The organism is Methylobacterium sp. GC_Met_3 (assembly GCF_026540775.1).
Classification (GTDB): Bacteria; Pseudomonadota; Alphaproteobacteria; order Rhizobiales; family Beijerinckiaceae; genus Methylobacterium.
In genome coordinates this window covers 80,260-96,844 of the sequence record NZ_JALNUL010000014.1, presented here as the reverse complement: position 1 = coordinate 96,844, position 16,585 = coordinate 80,260, and the positions used below count along the sequence as shown (strand labels likewise).

Below are 16,585 nucleotides of genomic sequence, written 5' to 3'. Positions count from 1 at the left end.
GCCGTTGCCTGCGGCCGTCGACCTCTGCTAGAGACGCGCACCCGGAGCTGTCCGCCAAGCTCCGCACGGCGCCGATGCGTCGTTGGTACGGCCTCGTGGCGGAGTGGTTACGCAGAGGACTGCAAATCCTTGCACCCCGGTTCGATTCCGGGCGAGGCCTCCATTTTCTCACCTGACATCGATCCTCGCGGATGGCCTACGCTATCGCGGACCGTGCGGTTCTCGGCCTTGAGCCGGCCACCGCGACCGGCAGAGGGTTTTAGCCAACCTTTCGGATCGTCCTGAAAGCTCCTCGGGGCCGCGGCGTCAGGCGCCGTGGACCTGAAGCATGTAGGTCTCGATCGCCTGCTGCAGGCTGTGCGTGCCGGTGTTCACCCGTGCCGCGCTGCCGCGTACTTGGCCGGCCTGAACGTCGTTGGAGGCGGCGGCGGCCCGGACGCCGGCGACGCTCTCCGACACCTTTCGCGCGTCCGCGGCCGCGTTGAAGATGGCGCGCGCGATCTCCTGGCTGGCATTGCCCTGTTGATCGGTCGCTTCCGCGACCTCGGATGCGATCAGGCTCATGCGGGCGATCGTCTGCGCGATCGTCTCGATGGCGCTGGAGGTCCGGTCGGCGGCGCCCTGGATCGATCCGACTTGGCCGGTGATGCGGTCGGTGGCGAGTGCAGTCTGGCCGGCGAGCGCCTTGACCTCCGCGGCGACCACCGCGAAGCCGCGGCCGGCGGCACCCGCGCGGGCCGCCTCGATGGTGGCGTTGAGCGCCAACAGATTGGTCTGTTCGGCGACGTCACGGATCAGGGTCACGACCGCGCCGATCTCCTCCGCGGCCTGGGAGAGCGAGCGGACCGTCTCCTCCAGGCCCCGCGTATCGGCCAGCGCCGTCGATGCGATCTCGCTGGTGTTCCGGACCCGCCCCTCGATCTCGCGGGCCGAGGCCGAGAGCTCCTCGGCCGCGCTCGCGATGCTGTCGACGATGCCCGCCGTCTGGCTGGAGGTGTCCGCCACCACGGTCGCCCGGGCCGCCACGTCACCGGCGTTGCCCGAGAGCGTATCGGCCGCCGCCTGCATCGCCTCGACCGAACCCGCGAGATCGGCGACCGCACGCCGGGTCTCGACCTCGAAGTCGTGCGTTGCCGCCGCCAGCGTCTCGGCCCGGCTACGGTCGCGGTCGCGCCGAGTTTGAGCCTCGGCGTCGAGAGCGCTTTTTTCGATCAGGGCTCTCTGGAAGGCCGCGATCGACCCGGCCATCTCGCCGATCTCGTCACGGCGATGCGTGAACGGAATCGCGTGCCCCAGGTCGTTGGCGGCGAGCGCCGTCATGCTGGCCTTCAGCCGGTGCAGGGGATGCCGAACCTGCGTGACGATGATCCCGATCGCGGCGAGCAGCCCCATGGCGAGGGCCAGGGCCGGCACGGTGATCAGCGTGATCCGCGCCTGCCGTCGGTCTGCGGCATCCGCGGCGCGGCGGGCGTTGAGGCGGTTCAGCACCTCGCGCCCCACCAGGCCGATTTCGGCGACCATGTGCTCGCGGTTCTTCACCGTCGCTTCGTCGGTCGCCTGGATCAGGGCGGCCTTCGGCGAGACGGTGAGGCCCAGCTCGGCGGTGTCGTTCTGATAGGCGATGAATTCCTTGACGAACAGATCGAAGCGGCGGCGGCGATCCTCCGGAAGCTGATCTTCCATCGCCGCAAGGAACGGCACGCGCACCTGCTCGACGGTGGCGAGGGCCTCATGCAGCGCGGACAGGCGCGTCCGGGCCTCCGTCACGTCCTCCGACGTGAAGAGCGCCGTCGCCTGAACCACGGCATGCTCGATTGCCTGCCCGAGGGCACCGGCCTGGAGCCCGGCATTCCAGATCTTGTCGGTGGCGGCGGCACGCTCTTGCTCCAAAGCGGACTGGCGCAGGGCGAATAGCGCGATCCCGACGCCAACGACGGCCAGGAGGCCGACGACGACCGAGAGCTTGAGGCCGAGGGATATGCGCATCAAGGCGAGGCCGCTTCCGCTTGAGGGCTGGATCACGGCAGCCATAGCGTAGTTCCGACGGGAGCACAGTTGAACGTAGCCGGCAAAGGCAGAAAAAACGATCGTTTGTGATATTCAGTTACCATTTTGCCTTAAGTATTGATACTAAGTACGTTTAAGCCAGGTAAAGTATTTTGTTGCGCGTCTAAATTACAGCGATCGCTTCGATATCTTGTAGCCCGACTTTGCTCGGTGCCACGATCCGGCCGTGGATGCGTGCGGCAGCTTTCGGTGCGCAAACGATCGGCTCGGCTTGGGAAACCTCGAAACCATACCGCGGCGCCTTTGTGCTGCGTGGCTTTCGTCGTGAGTTGGATCGGCTGCGTACCATCCGCACATGCAGGACTGCGCGGCGTGAACGCCCGAGGGACAGTCCGGCCGCGCGACGCTGCAAAGATGTCTCCACGCACGCACCGATCGCCATCAAACCCCTTGCGTCCGACAGCCGCGATGTGTACGAACGCGACCGTGATCCCCGATAGCTCAGTTGGTAGAGCAGGCGACTGTTAATCGCCTTGTCGCAGGTTCGAGTCCTGCTCGGGGAGCCATCCACTTTACAACATCTTGTGTCTGCTGGCTTTTCTGCTCTCGCTCCCGCACCGGGTGCTGGCAAAGCGGCCTTGTGTCTCCTCTATCGCCCTAAAGCCCCCCGGCTCAGCCGCGCGGGGCTTCTTCATCCGCTCAAGCGCTGCTGTAGGAACGCCAGAAGGTTGGCCTGCATTGCTCTGTCACACGCAGTCCGAGGGCCCCTGCAATGCTGAAGGTCACCTACATCGACTTCCACGAGAAACCCGACAGCGCTGTGCACAGCGGCTGGTACATTACCGATGCGAACGGTGCGATGATCGGCGGCGCGCATCGTTACGAGGATCAGGCCAGCGGCCTGCGCGCGCTGCTCGCACTGAGCTGATCCCCGCAGCTGACGATCTCAGCCCGCCCGGCTTCACCGCCGGGGCGGGCTTTTTCGTGCTTAGGCCCTGGGTGACGCCAGCAACCTCATTGGCTCCTCGGTGTGCTTGGGCCTTGGAGCCGGGGCTGCTGGGTCCTTGACGTAGCCGCTACGTCCTTCCGCAAAGCCGGTGTTCACGAAATGCACGAGCGGGTTGTGGCCGGCTGCATCCACATCTGGGTTCGCGGCCAGATAGCCGGAGGTGCTGAAACCCGCGCTCGGATCCCGCCCTTCCTTCCAACCCGCGAGGAGGTAGTGGCGCAAGGGGTCCAGGCCTGTCGCACGCACGTCCGAATACCAGAATAGGTAGTAGATCGGGTCGAACCCGGGGAGCGGGGTGCGAACGAGTCTTGAGCGCGTGTCGAACGGGTTGGTCAGGCGCAGCTTCATAAGGGGCTCGAGGTCATGAGATCCCGGCTCGATCCATCATTCAGAGCTGCGCCGCAAGCGCCCGATAGTCCACTGGTGCGAGTACTTCCACATCGTTCGCCGGTATATGAGTTGGGGCGTGGGGCTGTCCCTTTCGCCAGCAGGCCGCATCCTGTCGGCAGATCCGGGCGATGTCCCCCCTCAAAGCTCGGATCTGGAAAGCCCGCCCGGCTCGCCGCGGCGGGCTTTTTCGTGCGCACCCCGCAACGCCTGATTCATCTTCTTCAGCAAGCGTCACGGCACACAAAAGCCTGACCATATTGGAGATGCATGGACACGCCCGCGCACGGCACTGCGGACCACCCCATCCCTCCAAGCGATACGCTGGCCGCCATGCCCAGTGACGCCTTTATCGCAGCTTGGCGGACCCTCACCGGCGAACCGCCCGCCATCATGCTGAGCTCACGCGCCGCAATGATAGCCTTGCTGGTTTCCAGCATGCCGATCGCCCCGCTTCGGCCGGCAATCCCGGTCTGGAACGGTGACGGAGCTGGTGTCGGCACGACACGGTAACCGCCGCCCGCCATCCTGACATCGAGCCACGTCGCGTATCGGCTCGGCTCACGCTGGAGAGATCGGACGCTCCCCTGCCCCGTGATCAGATCGGGGCGGGGCCGCGCGCAATCTGCGGTGCGAGAAGCCTACTCCGACTTTCGGTGTCCGCGCCCGTGCTGCTCCTTTTCGGAGCCGGCCGCAGCTGCAGCCTCCTTCTCGGCCTTGCCCACCGTCGCTGAGCTCGTCGCCGCGTCGCTGGTTCCACCTGCCGGTGCATTCGATGCAGCCGACTTGGGATGCCCCTTCCCCTCGGTCGGTGTCTCAGCCTTCCCACCCTCGTGAACCTCGGGGTGGCCTGCGCCGGCCTTTGCGCTCCCGGCCTCTTGGACCTCGGCGGCCTTCTGTTCCTGAGCGCTCATCGTGCTGTGGCGCTGGCCGTCGCCGTGCTGCCCCTTGGCTGGGTTCGACATCGTGCTCTCCTCCATCGTGGTCATGCGGCAACTGCGTGCGCCGCTGACGGTTCGGAGGAAAAGACAGTGTGCGACGAAAAGCCGAGCGCTGACGAGCAGGGAAGCGGCAGCGGTACTCGCCAAGACGCATGCCCGTACGGCTGATCCGTACCTGAACGACCCGTCATCTCGGCGCCGGTCGAGCACCTGAACAGGGAGCGGCCAACGCCTCCGATCTCCGTCGCCTGTTAATGCCCTCGCGGTAGCCCAGCTGGGATGACCGATCGCCCAGCCCTGACCGACGTCTCGGCCACCGTCGCCTCTTGGCGCGACCAGATCGAGCGCCCATCCGAGCACGCATTCCCCTGACTGAAACAGAGAGGGCCCCGCAGCATCTCTGCCCGGGGCCTCATTGGTCTAGAACGTGGCGTCGAGGTTACGGGCAGCTATGCCGGCGGCCATCGTTGCCGAGGTAGGTGCCAGTGCGCTGATCGTATGAGCGGAAGCGTTGGATGCAGTAGCTGACGGAGCCTTCCGACGAAGTTGCGTCCGTGTCGGCGTCTGTTCCGTAGCCCGCTGGGGCGTAGCCAGATCCATAGCCGGCGGGCGCATAGCCATACCCTGCCGGTCCGTAATCGCCGCCATAGTAGTCGTCCCCGAAGGCCCCGTAGCCGTAGCCGAGACCCGCGCCCGCAAGCCCCAGGCCCACGCCAAGACCCAGGCCGCCGTAACCGTAGCCTCGGCCGTAACCGTAGCCGCGCTGAAAGCCCCGTCCGGCAAATCCGCGATTTCCGACGAGACCGGCGCCACGGAGGCCCGGGTTACTCAGGACACCGCGGTTGGCGAATCCAGCCCCGGTGGCACCAACGCCACCGAAGCGCGCACCACCAACGCCCAGGCCGCCACCGAATCCGCGGCCGGCCAGGCCGTTACCGACTCCGCCGCCGGCCAGAGCATTGCCGTTGACCGCGCCACCACGGAATCCCCCCCCTGCAAAACCACCGCTACGGACGCCGCCCCCGTGAAAACCGCCCCCAAATCCACCGCCCCGGAAGCCGCCCCCGCCGAAGCCTCGGGCATCGGCTGTGGCCGGGAGCAGGGCCAGAGCGCCAACGATCGTCGCAGCCGTCAGAATGGTACGGTTCATTGTGTCCCACCGATATCAAATGAGGAGCGTCTGACTGGACAACACGACGGTGACAAAGTTGGTCCCAGCGAAATCTGTCCGAATAGCCGCGGGTTACTCGCCGCTGAAGCCGCGGCCGGCACCTAATGCGGTCGTTGACTCGCGCTGCCACTCCGCCGCGTTCTCGGGCGCGGGCTGCTGCTTCGTAGCATTCAGCACAGCGCGCCAGGCGATGGCGGACTCATGCAGGTGCAATGCGGTCACGTGACCGGGGCGCTCGTCAGCCCCCCTGCAGGCTCTCCGCGAAATCCTCCGGGATCTCGCCCCACTGGCCGAGGATCGTGACGCCCTCCAGCTCGCCGGTCTCGTCGTCGGCCACCACCTTCAGCGCCGCCGCGCCGGGCATCCGCTTGGCCAGGTTTTCCGCCTTCTTCAGCGCGCCGCTCTCCGTCTGCGCCGGCTCCTGCCGGGCCGGCCGCAGCCGCTTCCGGTGCAGCTCGAACGGCTGCACCACGAACGCCGTCTTCATCACCATGCCGCCGCTCACGCCCGCTGGCCGTCCACCCGCACGGCGGTGAACGCGCGAAACAGCACCGGCCGGCCTGCGGCATCGCGTACGTCCACGGTCCACACGGTCCAGTCCTGGCAGCCGACCCCCGTCATCAGACCCAGCGCCACCCGGTCCGCGTGCTGCCGGACCTCGCGGATGCTCGACAGCCATCGCCCCTGCAGATCGAACACGGCGTCACCGCCACCCAGGCAGTGGAAGCGGTAAAGCCTCCGCGGCATTGGCGTTTTCCCGACCTCTCCACAGCCGCCCACCGCAATCGCCGCGCGATCCGAAACAGCCATTGAACCACGCCTCGCCGTCCGCTTTGTTCCCTATGTGTTCTAGTCGAGGTTGAGAGCCGGATGCACGCCCAACGGCACGATTCGCTTGTGGAGATCCACCCGTCCGAGGCCGAGGGCATCGCCGCGGCTTATCTCCGCGCCGCCGACGGCGATGCCCGGGCGGCGCTGGTTCAGGCGATCACGGATGCGCTCACCGATCTCGACGCGGCCGAGCTACGCCTCGTGAAGCAGCGCCGGCTGATTTCACGCGGGTACGCGTATTGTCTCACCGGGGCGGCCTGAGGCGCATGCCGACCCATCGCATCGACGAGTTGCTTGTCGGCAGCCACGACGCCGTCCGCGTGCCCCTGATTGGCCAAGCGCTCTGCGCCGGATTCCCGTCCCCTGCCGACGACTTCCTGGAGGGGGCCCTCGAACTGCCGCGCTGGCTCGTGCCGAACCCGCCGGCGACGTTCCTGTGGCGCATCTCCGGCACGTCGATGGAGGGCGCCGGCATCCACGACCGCGACCTCGCCTGCGTCGACCGCAGCCTCAAACCCGCCCATGGCAGCATCGTCGTGGCGGCGATCGACGGCCAGATGTCGTGCAAGCGCCTCGTGATCGCGGGCAACGTCGCCCGGCTCGCCTTCTGCAACCCGGATCTGCCGGCCTTCGCGGTCGAGGAACTCGGCGAGGGCGTGATCTGGGGCGTGGTGCGTTTCTCGATCCGCTGGCACGTCGCCCGCGGGCAGATGTCGTGAGCACGCCCGACGCCCGCCGGCGCGACCGGATCGGCGGCGGCCGCGCCGTGGCGCTGCCGCCCCGTCGCCGGATATGCGACGATGCCAATGGGCTGGTCGGTAGATTACACCAGCAAATTGGACTGTATTATCGTGTCATATGATATAGATCGTAGGGCTCACATTATAAACACTTATCCCCGAAGCGGGAGCGTCGCACGTTGTTATTTCCAGGTTTCTACCGCTTGTGCCTGGCCCTTGTGGTCGTCGTACAGCATTTCAGTCGGCTCAGCCTCGGCGACGCTGCCGTATGCTTGTTCTTTGTACTGAGCGGCTATTGGATTTACGTGATGTGGGAAAAACAGTACTCCCATACACGAAATAGATATTTCACATTCCTGACATCAAGATTCTTGCGTATCGTACCGACCTTCCTGCTGTGTTCGGCCATCACGTTCGCGCTGTATCCCCGTCTGATTCCCACCGAATTCGCAGCGATCGCATCCAGTCTGTTTGTGGTCGGGTACAGAAATCTGCCGCAACTGCCGATCGTTCCGGCCTGGTCGCTCGACATCGAACTTCAATTTTATATTCTGTTCCCGCTTCTCTATCTGCTCTTCCACAAAGTCGATCGCCGCGTGGCAGTCGGCGCTCTCATTTGCTGGTCGGCGATCTCGGTCGCAATTCTATATTTTAGGAGCGGCGCCGTGATGACGGAACCGCTTCCGCAGATTCTGGTCCTGTTCATGATCGGCGCTGCTGCGGCCCGGTGGCGATGGGTGCCGCCACGGGCCCCGACCCTGGCTTCGGCCGGAATCACCGTCGCAATGCTGGGCCTGGGCCTGAGCGTTCCTGCGTTGCGCGATATGATGCTCGGTGGAAGCAATGCGGGCGTCAATTTTGTCTACAATCCAGTCTTCAACTTAGTTCTTGCCTTGGCGGCGGTTCCGCTCGCGCTATCCACAGTCCACGTAAAGTCGGGCAGGCTGGACAGGGCGCTCGGTGATTTGTCCTACATCGTGTATCTGATGCACTGGCCGGCATTCATCTTCGTCCACAACAACTTCGGCGAACTTCCGCCGCTGCAGCGGCTACCCTACGCCCTCCTGGCGCTCGGCGTGGTCTTCATCGTCAGCGTCGCCGTCTGGATGCTGTGGGACCGGCCGATCAACCGGGCGCGTCACGCCTGGGTTCGCGGCCGCATGAGGCTGGGCCCCGTGAATCGGGGGATCGAACAGCCGGCGGCGTGAGGAGAACGCCGTAGCGGGTCGAAGATGTGAGCCGATCCGCTGGCGATGACCGCTTCAATCTTTGCGGTAGAAGCGCGATGAACAGGCGATGTCACGCCGATTCGGTTATGATTCCGAAACAGACACCCTGTTCATCGCCCTCGTGGATGAGCTCGCGACGGGTCGGTTTCCGGCTGCGATCATGGCGGCGACTTACTGCGGTGTTGCGAGCTTCGTCGCGTTCAGAGTCCAGTCTTCAGTCTTGTGGGTCATCGCCGGAACCGGCACGCTGATCGGCGCGTCGAAGTGTCTGCTCAAACGTCGTCATCAGTGCGCCCTGCAGGACCGCCCGTGGGACCGCCAGCGCGCCGCCTGGTGGGAGGGGGCGAACGCCGTGTTCACCTGGGGGTTCGCGGTGTTGATCGGCTGCGTCGCAGCGTGCGGTTTCCTCGCCGTCGACCCCGCCCTCCCTGTCCTCGTGACCGGGCTCGTGTTCGGCTACTGTTCGGGGACGGTGACACGCATTGCGTTCAGGCCCCGCATCGCGGGGATCGCCATCTGCATCGCGACCGTGCCCGCCATCCTGGCACTGGCTTCCCGGGGCGATTCGAACAGCATCCCGATCACGACGGTATTCACCGTCTTCCTGTGCGGTGGGCTCGAAACGATCCGGTACCTTTATCTGAACACGCGGCGCCAGATTATCCTGCGTTACGATATGGCGACGCTGGCGAAGAACGACCCGCTGACGCGTCTGCTGAACCGCCTGGGCCTGCGCGAGGCGTACCGTGGCGTGCTTGCCGAGGCACGCGGGAACGCGATCGCCGTGCATTGCCTGGATCTGGATGGCCTCAAGCCGGTCAACGACCAGTACGGACAGGCGGCCGGCGATGAGCTGCTCCAGGTGATCGCGGATCGGCTGCGGGCCGTCGCGCATGGCAAGGCGGCGGTCGCCCGGGTCGGCCGCGACGAGTTCGTGATCGTTCAGGGGCCGATCCTGAAGCCGGATGAAGCCGCGCATCTCGCCGAGCGCATCGACCACACGATCGCGGAACCGTACCAGATCCAGGGACGGGAGGTCCGCGTCGAAACCAGCATTGGTTTTGCAACCGCACCGCCGGGCTCGCTCGAACTCGATCCGCTCATGGCTGCAGCCGATACCGCGCCGTACCGCGCCAAGGCGAGCAAGCGCGACGCGACGATTCGGCGAGCGGCCTTACCGGGGGGCCTCGTCCTTCCGGGCATGAGCGCGAAGCCAGCAACCTGAGCCGGCCCTGCACGGGTCGTGCGACGGCACCGCCCCTGGATCACGCCTCGCCGGCTTACAGCATGAGACCGCGGAAAAGCGATTGGATGATGCGCCTCGACCAGAAGCTGGGGCCGATGCGCAACCTGCTTGGCGTTGTCAGCAAGCGCCGATTTTAGCGCTCTGCTGCTTCTTCAGGCCGCTCTGTGCGGCCGACTCATCGAGCTTGGCATTCGCACGGCCGCTGGTGTTTCTGTCCGCTTCTGGAGGGGTTTCGGCCTCGGTTCGCCCACCTGCCATTGTTCGCCGGCTCGCGCGCGGCGGGCGCGACCGTGTTCGATCGATGCCGGTTGGGTCCTCGAGGCCGGCAGGATTTGCCGCGCTGCCAATTCTGCCGCCCTGATGGTCGGATACAAGCTTGAAAGTAAAAGCAAATTTTTGGAACGCCATATGCCTGACTGAATCGCAGCAACGGTTCGAGGGCTGAGCATGTCGGTGAACGCGGTATCGGGAACGTCTCTGAGGCACGACCTCGTCAGCGCCCTGCGGCAAGCGCGTGCGGCCGGCATCCAGCCGATCGACGCGAGCGGCTACAGCACGGCAAGTCAGGACACCGGCAGCACACAGGGTACCGGCTCCGGCACCACCGCGCCGACGAGCAGCGCCGCCACGAGCCCGGCTCTGTCCAGCGACCTGATGGCGTCGCTCCTCCAGCTGCAATCCGACTTTAGCCAGATGGGCTTGCAGACCGGCGTGACGGCAGGGTCGGACGCGGACAACGCGACGTCGGCATCCGGCGCCACGGATGTGGGCGAGGCCGCGACGAGCTCGGTCCCGGTCCATCATCATCACGGACACCATGCCTCTGCGCCCGAGCCGAACGCCGCCGGGCAGGCCGGATCGTCGACCACCCCGACGGACCTGTCTGCGGACACCCCTGCTGCCGCGGGCGGATCCTCGACCGCCGGCGACACGGGTGACGGGCTGCAATCGCTCCTGCAGCACGTCACGAAGGCGATCGCCGCCTACGCCATGGGCGGCCCCGTCGGCATCGCGGCTGCTGCACTGACGAGCTCGAAGGCTTGAAACATTTTTTTGGGTTGAAGCAGCCTGGAGGGACGCGCCCGTCCCTGGCATGATCGGCGCGATCGGAGGCCGTCATGTCGCTTACTGTGCCCGTTATCCTCGGCAGCGTTCGCAGCGATCGCATTGGCATCCGGGCGGCGCGTTACTTGATCGCACAGCTCGAAGCGCGCGGTCATGAAGCCCCCTTTGTCGATCCGGCCGAGCTGAAGCTTCCGCTCCTCGACCGGATGTACAAGGAATACCCACCCGGTACCGCACCGGATGAGCTGGAACGACTCGCCACACTTTACCGGCGATCGGACGCCTTCTTGGTGGTGACGGCCGAGTACAACCACGGTGTACCGCCGGCACTCTCGAACACGCTCGATCACTTCCTCGAGGAGTATTACTGGCGGCCGTCGGCAATCTGCTGCTACTCTGCCGGGGCGTTCGGCGGCGTCCGCGCAGCCATGCCGCTGCGGGCCATGCTGGCCGAGATGGGCATGCCGAGCATCCCCTCCCTGCTGCCCATTCCCCGGTTGCAGAATGCCATCACGGAGGCGGGGACCCCCACCGAACCGCGGCTCGAAGCCTCAGCAGGGCGCTTTCTCGACGAGCTGACCTGGTACGCGGAGGCGCTCGGCGCACAGCGCCAGCGCGGAACGCCGTATTGACGACGCGCACGTCGGCACCGCCCGCGCGACACGCTGCTCCGGTCAACGGCTCATCGAATCGCGGCGGGTGCAGCCTCGAAGACACCGCGCGACGCCAAGTTATGCTCCAACGACCGAGCCGGTTTCGCTGTTGCAAAAAGGTGGCTGCATGGGCAGCCAAGGTATGACAACTTAACCGTGCTCCCGGAACCCGGATAGACTCCGATGAAGATCGATGAACGGGCGCTCCTGCAGGAGCGCGTGCGGACGCTTGTCTTGCGTCATGCCCTTCAAGCTGTCCTCGAACGCCTTGCTGCTGCGACACGCGGGGCTGGGCAGGACGTGGAAGCCGAGTTGCTGAACCTGGAACAATCCCTGGTCGCGACCGCACGCGGCCTCGCCGATCGCGCCAGTGCGCAGAAGCTGGCGGTTCTCGTCGCCGTCGAGGATGCCACGGCGACGATCCGGGCCGCCTTCGACACCGCGCACGACCGTTTGGACCTGCTCGCCCCGCCCACGCTCGCCCTGGTGGAGACGCCGGCTGCGGTCGCTGCCTAGAGCCGGGCGCGATCGCGATGCCATCCGGCCTCGCTCTCACCTTCGGCCGTAACATGCCGTCGTGCGCGCAACCGGCCCTCACGCGGACGGAGAGCGCCTGGGCTGGGTCAGTGGCCGTGCGATCGAGCTTCGGATATCGCCACCCCGGGACTCGCAGCCGGTTTGGATATCCGAAGCGTCGCGAGGCGTGCTGAGAGCCGAATCAACGCGGCGAGCCCCAGCATGAGGAACGCATCTCCGACCGTGAGGACGACGCGTTCGAGCCCATCCGTCTTTATGATGTGATCCGGCACCTCGACACACTGGACGAAAATCTCGGCGATGAGGCCGAGCACCAGCAACGATAGGCCGGCGTCGTGGCACACAGTATCGATGCCCGGATCGTGTGCGGATTCATTGTGCGTTCCGCCCCCGAGAAGCCGGCTCATGCCGTTGCGCTCTTCGAGCACCACGCCCCAGCCGATCAGGACGACGCCCAGCCTCTCGATCAGATGACCAGCTTCCTGGATCGCACCCTGAACGAGATATCCGGCACACCAGAGCAGCGATGCGATCTCCCAGATGGCCAATGTGAGCGGCAGCGCGATGATCGCATTGAATACAATGATCGACCAGCGATTGAGCAATAAGTGAGATAAAATAGTTAGATCTACGGATTATTTGCAGGTAGTGAATTAAAGCGCGCAGAAATTTTCAAGCAACATTAAGCGTTCAGCAAATGCAACGCAAGTTCATCTGCCATCTTCTGATCATACGAAAGCGTCTGGATCGGCATCGCCGATCAGCGCACCGCAGAAGTGCTGCGATCAATCAATCCAAGATCTTCACGCTCGAAGCAGAAGACATCTTGAGACCAGTACAGAATGCGAAGCCGTCTGCGCGTAGCCATTGAAGGCAACGGAGACTGCCCGACCCGAGGCAACACGGAGAACCGGGTTTCGGACGGAGCGAACAGGCTTGAAGACTGCGGCTCACCAACCGTCGCGGCACTGCGCGTTCCGGTCATGCCGACCTAACGCGCAGCGCAGATTGATGGGCGCGGCTCACTGCTTCGCGCGGTTGATGATTGTCCAGAGCGCCCGAGCCACCGGCTCGGTTACGGTGCGACGGTACTTGCGGTGAACCAGCTGGCCGTTGTGGAAGACGTCCTGCTCGACGTAGAGCCTCTCCCCATCCCAGCGGACGATATTGTCGGACTCGATCGTCTCTTCGACGCCGAGATCGCCTCGTACGATCGAACTACCGGCCTGGTTCAGCATACGCGCGTCCTCGTTCACGCAGTCGGTTCGCTGGAAAGCGCGTCGTTTCCGCCCGTGCCGCGTCCCATGCCGCATATGCGGACGGCTCCCCAGTCCGTCAGCATAGGAGGGCGCAGCCGCACACGCCAGGGATGCCGTCGACGCAAACGGTCAGCCGTAACAAAGACCTGACGTGTCGATGTCGCTGCGCGCCTCGCCGCCATCGATGTGCGCTATTGCACCGCGGACGCGAAGCGACCGTGCGATGTTCTCTCAGCACGCCGGAGCTGCATGCAGGACATGTCAGCGAGACCTCTCCCCGGGCCAGCGCGTGCGTCACGGAGGCGCTGATGTTGATCCGCCCGTTCCGCTTCGTTGCCCCGGTCCTTGCCGCCCTCGGTCTGATCGGACTGCGTCTGCTCAGCCCGATCATCGGACCGACGACACCTTCGTCACCCGACGCTGTCGAGGGCGGAGGCGTGGTGTTCCGCCACTATCTCTAACGATCAACCACGCCGGTTCAGGACGGCTCCGGGCACGGCACAGGCCGGCTGCGCCGAGGGCCCCAGGACGATATCGCCCTGCTGTGGATTGTTCACGGTGAAGGGTGCGGTACCCTGCAGGCCGATGAAACCGCGTCCCAGCTGCGGGACGAACAGATCACCACCGAACCTCACGAAGCAGCGGTCGAGCACCGCCTCGTAGTCGAAGGTCTGCTGTTCGACCGGCGCCCCACCGGCCTGCGGGATGCCGCAATAGGCCGCGAGATCGATCTGGCCGGGCCGCGCGAGCCGCATCGCCACGGATTGCCCCGGGAGAAGCACCGCGGGCGGGCCGCCATCCTGACGCGCCACCAGAACCAGGCTCGATCGGTTGTAGACCCGACGCAGGCAATCCGCCGAAGCGGATGAGGGAACCGCGGCTAAACCCGCGAGGGCGAACCCGATGCCGGCCCAGGCGCACCAAACACGCTTCGTCACCGCAAATCCTCCGCCGGACGACCATTCGACCCGTATTGGCCGCGTTCGATTTGAACCGCGGCCCACATGACCGCGCAAGACGAACGCCGCAACACCGCGAGCGTTCATCCGCGCAGCGTCGATATGATCGATGGCGGTGTAAAAACCGTACTCAGCGCCGCTCGTAGAGCAAACGGGCGCGAATCGTGCCCGGGATGGCCCGGATCTCCGTCAGCAACACCTCGGCATCCGCATCGGTGGCATCGGTCTCGAGGACCACGTAACCGACCTCGCCATCCGTCTGGTAGAACTGCGCCGCGATGTTGACGTGTCCGCGGGAGAACACGTCGTTCAGCCGGCCCAGCATGCCGGGCAGGTTGCGCTGGACGTGGATGAAGCGCGTGCCGGTCGGCCGGGCGGGAAGCTGCACCTGCGGGAAGTTCACGGCGCCGACCGTCGAACCGATATCCGAATAATCGATCAGCTTGCGCGCCACCTCGGAGCCGATGCGCTCCTGGGCTTCCTCGGTCGAGCCGCCGATATGCGGAGTCAGGATCACGTTCTCGATCCCCTGGAGCGGGCTCACGAACGCCTCGGCGTTGGACCCGGGCTCCACCGGGAAGACGTCGATCGCCGCACCCTTGAGATGACCGTCGCGCAGGGCCGCCGCGACCGCGTTGAGGTCGACCACGGTGCCGCGGGCGTTGTTGATCAGGATCGCGCCGGGCTTCATCGCCCGGATCTCGGCCTCGCCGATCATGTTGGCGGTGGCCTCGGTCTCCGGCACGTGCAGCGAGACCACGTCGCTCTGGGCGAGGAGGTCGTGAAGCGTCTTGGTCGGCTCGGTGTTGCCGTGGCGCAGCTTGTCGGTGTGGTCGTAGAACAGGACACGCATGCCCATGGCCTCGGCGAGCGTCGAGAGCTGCGTGCCGATGTTGCCGTAGCCGACGATGCCGAGGGTCTTGCCGCGGACCTCCAGGGAGCCGACCGCCGACTTGTCCCAACGGCCCGCATGAGCGCCGACCGAGCGCGGCACGATCCGACGGAGCAGCATCACGATCTCGCCGATCGTGAGTTCGGCCACCGAACGGGTGTTCGAGAAGGGCGCGTTGAACACCGGGACGCCGCGATGGCGCGCCGCGTCCAGATCCACCTGATTCGTGCCGACCGAGAAGCAGCCCACCGCCAGCAGCCGGTCCGCCGCCTCGAACGCCGCCGCGTCGAGCTGCGTACGTGAGCGGATGCCCAGCATGTGCACGCCCTGAAGCGCCTCGTGCAGGGCCTCGCGGTCCAACGCCTTCGGCAGCCGGATCAGATTGGTGTAGCCGGCAGCGCGCATGAGCGCGACGGCGCTGTCGTTGATACCTTCGAGCAGAAGGATCCGGATCTTGTCCTTGGGCAGGGAGAGCTTTTCGGGTGTCATCGCGATCGATCGTTCGGCAATGGGCGATGGCAACGGGACGGCCGCCAGCCCTGATGGCTGCTCCGCACGGATACGAGTCCGTCCAGTGCGATGCAACAAGCCCGGTAGCCAATCAGCAGTGCCGGAGCGGACCGTGTCAGTCCCCGACATGCCGAAGTCCTCGACCCGCTGCATCGGCGGCGTGCCGAACATTCCCGCAGTCCGGCGGCCGAAACAGCATGCCAGGGCGGAACCAGGCGAAGCCTCAAGCTTTCTAGAGCCTTATACTGTCTTATCCTGCCCTGCCCGGCGTCATGCCGACGTCCAATACGGTCTACGCGAATGCATATCCGCACCGGCTTCACGATCGGTTTCGACACGTTCGGCCCGACGCCGATGAACCTGCTCCTGCATGTGCATCCGGAGCGCCGCCCCGACCTGGTCACCCCGGAGGTGATCACCTTCGACCCGCCGGTGCCGGCCCACCAGCATGTCGACGCGTTCGGGAACGTGTCCACCCGGATCGTCGCCCCGGGCGGCCGGATCACGATGACGGCGGATTTCACGATCGCCGATACGGGCGAGCCGGATGTGGTGGAGCCTGAGGCGCGGCAGATCTTGGTACAGGACCTGCCGGACGCCGTGCTGATGTTCCTGCTGGGATCGCGCTACTGCGACACCGACAAGCTATTCCAGACCGCGTGGTCGCTGTTCGGCAACACGCCTGAGGGCTGGGCCCGCGTCCAGGCGATCGTCGACTACACCCACGAGCACCTGCGCTTTGATTACCAGCGCGCCGATGCCACCCGTACCGCCCATGACGGCTTCATGCAGCGCGAAGGCGTCTGCCGCGACTTCGCCCATCTGGCGATCACCCTGTGCCGGTGCATGAACATCCCGGCCCGCTATGCCACCGGCTATCTCGGCGACATCGGCGTGCCCATCGACCCCGCACCGATGGATTTCTCCGCGTGGTTCGAGGTCTATCTCGATGGGTCGTCCGGGCCGCGTTGGTACACGTTCGACGCCCGCCACAACCGCCCCCGCATCGGCCGCATCGTCATGGCCCGCGGGCGCGATGCGACTGACTGCGCCCTGACCACGAGCTTCGGTGCAGCGATCCTGGCCCGGTTCGACGTCCATACCGACGAGGTCCTCGCGACGCCGGAGTCCCTGGCCCAGGCAGCCTGA

At 65.6% G+C, this 16,585-nt stretch carries 20 protein-coding genes and 2 tRNA genes; 12 read left to right on the top strand and 10 right to left on the bottom strand.

All coding sequences use genetic code 11. The annotated features are described in order from the left end of the window. The first annotated feature begins 89 nt into the window (after nt 1–89). A tRNA-Cys gene (locus OXS27_RS17795) sits at nt 90–163 on the top strand. Nucleotides 164–306: 143 nt separating this feature from the next. Here the strand turns inward: OXS27_RS17795 and OXS27_RS17790 are convergent. Beyond that, nucleotides 307–1,986, bottom strand: a complete 1,680-nt coding sequence (locus OXS27_RS17790) for a HAMP domain-containing methyl-accepting chemotaxis protein (RefSeq protein ID WP_346733026.1) — start codon at nt 1,984–1,986, stop codon at nt 307–309. Between the two features lie 511 nt (nt 1,987–2,497). Here OXS27_RS17790 and OXS27_RS17785 point away from each other — a divergent pair. Together OXS27_RS17785 and OXS27_RS17780 are read left to right on the top strand one after the other, a co-directional pair. Further along, nucleotides 2,498–2,573 (top strand) — tRNA-Asn (locus OXS27_RS17785). A 206-nt stretch (nt 2,574–2,779) separates the two neighbouring features. Next, on the top strand, nt 2,780–2,935 hold the full coding sequence (locus OXS27_RS17780) for a hypothetical protein (protein ID WP_243920847.1): 156 nt from the start codon (nt 2,780–2,782) through the stop codon (nt 2,933–2,935). Between the two features lie 60 nt (nt 2,936–2,995). Here OXS27_RS17780 and OXS27_RS17775 read toward each other — a convergent pair whose 3' ends face one another. The 5 genes from OXS27_RS17775 to OXS27_RS17755 all read right to left on the bottom strand — a co-directional run bounded on the left by OXS27_RS17775 (nt 2,996) and on the right by OXS27_RS17755 (nt 6,325). After that, on the bottom strand, nt 2,996–3,364 hold the full coding sequence (locus OXS27_RS17775) for a hypothetical protein (protein ID WP_267357952.1): 369 nt from the start codon (nt 3,362–3,364) through the stop codon (nt 2,996–2,998). 680 nt (nt 3,365–4,044) lie between these two features. Next, complete coding sequence (locus tag OXS27_RS17770) at nt 4,045–4,392, bottom strand: hypothetical protein (RefSeq protein WP_267357950.1); 348 nt, start codon at nt 4,390–4,392, stop codon at nt 4,045–4,047. A 391-nt stretch (nt 4,393–4,783) separates the two neighbouring features. Further along, nucleotides 4,784–5,494: a BA14K family protein gene (locus OXS27_RS17765; RefSeq protein WP_267357948.1), complete on the bottom strand. Its 711-nt coding sequence runs from the start codon at nt 5,492–5,494 to the stop codon at nt 4,784–4,786. 259 nt (nt 5,495–5,753) lie between these two features. Beyond that, a complete protein-coding gene (locus OXS27_RS17760) occupies nt 5,754–6,008 on the bottom strand; it encodes a hypothetical protein (RefSeq protein WP_244007914.1) in 255 nt (84 codons plus the stop codon). An 8-nt stretch (nt 6,009–6,016) separates the two neighbouring features. Next, nucleotides 6,017–6,325, bottom strand: a complete 309-nt coding sequence (locus tag OXS27_RS17755) for a hypothetical protein (protein WP_267357944.1) — start codon at nt 6,323–6,325, stop codon at nt 6,017–6,019. Between the two features lie 60 nt (nt 6,326–6,385). Here OXS27_RS17755 and OXS27_RS17750 point away from each other — a divergent pair, with 60 nt between their 5' ends. The 7 genes from OXS27_RS17750 to OXS27_RS17720 all read left to right on the top strand — a co-directional run bounded on the left by OXS27_RS17750 (nt 6,386) and on the right by OXS27_RS17720 (nt 11,795). Further along, on the top strand, nt 6,386–6,607 hold the full coding sequence (locus tag OXS27_RS17750) for a hypothetical protein (RefSeq protein ID WP_267357942.1): 222 nt from the start codon (nt 6,386–6,388) through the stop codon (nt 6,605–6,607). A gap of 5 nt (nt 6,608–6,612) precedes the next feature. Further along, a complete protein-coding gene (umuD, locus tag OXS27_RS17745) occupies nt 6,613–7,065 on the top strand; it encodes a translesion error-prone DNA polymerase V autoproteolytic subunit (RefSeq protein WP_267357940.1) in 453 nt (150 codons plus the stop codon). A 224-nt stretch (nt 7,066–7,289) separates the two neighbouring features. Beyond that, on the top strand, nt 7,290–8,294 hold the full coding sequence (locus tag OXS27_RS17740; protein WP_267357938.1) for an acyltransferase: 1,005 nt from the start codon (nt 7,290–7,292) through the stop codon (nt 8,292–8,294). 88 nt (nt 8,295–8,382) lie between these two features. Continuing rightward, on the top strand, nt 8,383–9,540 hold the full coding sequence (locus tag OXS27_RS17735; RefSeq protein ID WP_267357936.1) for a GGDEF domain-containing protein: 1,158 nt from the start codon (nt 8,383–8,385) through the stop codon (nt 9,538–9,540). Between the two features lie 468 nt (nt 9,541–10,008). Continuing rightward, entirely contained in the window at nt 10,009–10,605 is a 597-nt protein-coding gene (locus tag OXS27_RS17730) for a cell wall anchor protein (RefSeq protein WP_267357934.1), read from the top strand. Between the two features lie 74 nt (nt 10,606–10,679). After that, the gene (locus OXS27_RS17725; protein WP_267357933.1) at nt 10,680–11,258 is read left to right on the top strand and encodes an NAD(P)H-dependent oxidoreductase; all 579 of its coding nucleotides are present in this window, start codon (nt 10,680–10,682) and stop codon (nt 11,256–11,258) included. 204 nt (nt 11,259–11,462) lie between these two features. Continuing rightward, a complete protein-coding gene (locus OXS27_RS17720; RefSeq protein WP_267357931.1) occupies nt 11,463–11,795 on the top strand; it encodes a hypothetical protein in 333 nt (110 codons plus the stop codon). A 107-nt stretch (nt 11,796–11,902) separates the two neighbouring features. Here OXS27_RS17720 and OXS27_RS17715 read toward each other — a convergent pair whose 3' ends face one another. Next, complete coding sequence (locus OXS27_RS17715; RefSeq protein ID WP_267357929.1) at nt 11,903–12,421, bottom strand: hypothetical protein; 519 nt, start codon at nt 12,419–12,421, stop codon at nt 11,903–11,905. Between the two features lie 417 nt (nt 12,422–12,838). Further along, nucleotides 12,839–13,054, bottom strand: coding sequence for a hypothetical protein (locus OXS27_RS17710; RefSeq protein ID WP_243921340.1), 216 nt, complete (start codon nt 13,052–13,054; stop codon nt 12,839–12,841). Between the two features lie 329 nt (nt 13,055–13,383). Between OXS27_RS17710 and OXS27_RS17705 the strand changes: the two genes are divergently transcribed. Then, a complete protein-coding gene (locus tag OXS27_RS17705; protein ID WP_243920819.1) occupies nt 13,384–13,536 on the top strand; it encodes a hypothetical protein in 153 nt (50 codons plus the stop codon). Nucleotides 13,537–13,539: 3 nt separating this feature from the next. Here OXS27_RS17705 and OXS27_RS17700 read toward each other — a convergent pair whose 3' ends face one another. Then, a complete protein-coding gene (locus OXS27_RS17700) occupies nt 13,540–14,013 on the bottom strand; it encodes a hypothetical protein (RefSeq protein ID WP_243920817.1) in 474 nt (157 codons plus the stop codon). 151 nt (nt 14,014–14,164) lie between these two features. Beyond that, nucleotides 14,165–15,415, bottom strand: a complete 1,251-nt coding sequence (gene serA, locus OXS27_RS17695; RefSeq protein WP_267357927.1) for a phosphoglycerate dehydrogenase — start codon at nt 15,413–15,415, stop codon at nt 14,165–14,167. A 321-nt stretch (nt 15,416–15,736) separates the two neighbouring features. Here serA and OXS27_RS17690 point away from each other — a divergent pair, with 321 nt between their 5' ends. Next, nucleotides 15,737–16,585 carry a transglutaminase family protein gene (locus OXS27_RS17690; protein WP_267357925.1) on the top strand — a complete coding sequence of 283 codons (849 nt, stop codon included), beginning with the start codon at nt 15,737–15,739 and terminating at the stop codon, nt 16,583–16,585.